The sequence below is a fragment of the Arthrobacter sp. Bz4 genome, assembly GCF_003075455.1.
GTDB lineage: Bacteria > Actinomycetota > Actinomycetes > Actinomycetales > Micrococcaceae > Arthrobacter_D.
In genome coordinates this window covers 1-1442 of record NZ_QDAE01000065.1, presented here as the reverse complement: position 1 = coordinate 1442, position 1442 = coordinate 1, and the positions used below count along the sequence as shown (strand labels likewise).

1 protein-coding gene is annotated in these 1442 nt (G+C 64.8%); it reads left to right on the top strand.

All coding sequences use genetic code 11. The annotated features are described in order from the left end of the window. Positions 1 to 130 precede the first annotated feature (130 nt). Entirely contained in the window at positions 131 to 1441 is a 1311-nt protein-coding gene (locus DDA93_RS16055; protein WP_024475914.1) for an ISL3 family transposase, read from the top strand. Position 1442 lies beyond the last annotated feature (1 nt).

The window sequence follows — 1442 nt, the reverse complement described above, 5'->3', positions numbered from 1 at the left end:
GGCTCTTCGTAAACGAGAGTGTGGGTGGGGTGTAGCCGGGGTGATCGGTGTGGGCGCGTCGAAGGCGGGATAGAGGTCGAGGCCTTCCGATGATGGAAGTTCCTACGCTGCCCATCCGAAAGACCTCGACGTGCTCAACGCTACCTTTCATGCCCCTGATCTGACGACGTTCTGCCGGCTCGACGAACTCGGCTTGGAAGCCGTCGGCCAGCAGCTGTGCCCGGGTCGGGCGGTGATCGAATGCCGTGTCGTTCAGGCAAATCCGTGGTGCCGAGGCTGCGGCTCTGCGGGTGTGCTCCGTGACACGGTGACGCGCCGGTTGGCGCATGAGCCGTTCGGTCACCGGCCGACTACGTTGCTGGTGCGGATACGCCGTTACCGGTGCACCGAGTGCGGTCGCACCTGGCGACAGGACACGGACGCAGCAGCTGAGCCCCGGGCGAAGATCTCGCGTCGCGGACTCAGGTGGGCGCTCGAGGCGGTCGTGGTCGATCACCTCACCGTGTCCCGGGTCGCTGCCGGTCTGGGAGTGTCCTGGCATACCGCCAACAGCGCCGTCCTTGCGGAGGGCAAGCGGCGGCTGATCGATAACCCGCAGCGGTTCGACGGGGTGACCGCGATCGGCGTCGACGAACACGTCTGGCGGCACACCCGACGTGGCGACAAGTTCGTCACGGTGATCATTGATCTGACTCCGATCCGCGAGAAGACGGGCCCGGCACGGCTGCTGGACATGGTCGAAGGCCGCTCCAAACAGGTCTTCAAGACCTGGCTCGCAGACCGCCCGCAGGCATGGCGGGACGGGGTGGAAGTGGTGGCGATGGATGGGTTCACCGGCTTCAAGACCGCGACCACGGAGGAGCTCCCGGACGCGGTGCCGGTCATGGATCCGTTTCATGTTGTTCGGCTTGCCAGCGACGGGTTGGACCGGTGCCGGCAACGTGTTCAGCAGGCGACGCTCGGGCATCGGGGTCGTGCCGGTGACCCGCTCTACCGGGCCCGACGGACCCTGCATACCGGCGCGGATTTGCTCACCGACAAACAGAACGCACGCTTGGAGGCCGTCTTCGCGTCCGAGGAACACCTCGAGGTCGAAGCTACTTGGGGCATCTATCAGCGGATCGTCGCCGCATACAGGGAACCGAATAAGACACAAGGGAAACAGATGATGCAGGCAGTGATCAACTCCGTCACCAGCGGCGTTCCCGCAGCCCTGGTCGAGATCCGCCGAATCGGCCGGACCCTGAAACAACGCGCCGCCGACGTACTCGCGTTCTTCGACCGACCCGGCACCAGCAACGGCCCCACGGAGGCCATCAATGGGCGGCTCGAACACCTCCGCGGCTCAGCCCTCGGATTCCGGAACATCACCAACTACATCGCTCGATCACTCCTGGAATCAGGCGGCTTCAGACCCTACCTACACTCCCAATTACGATGAG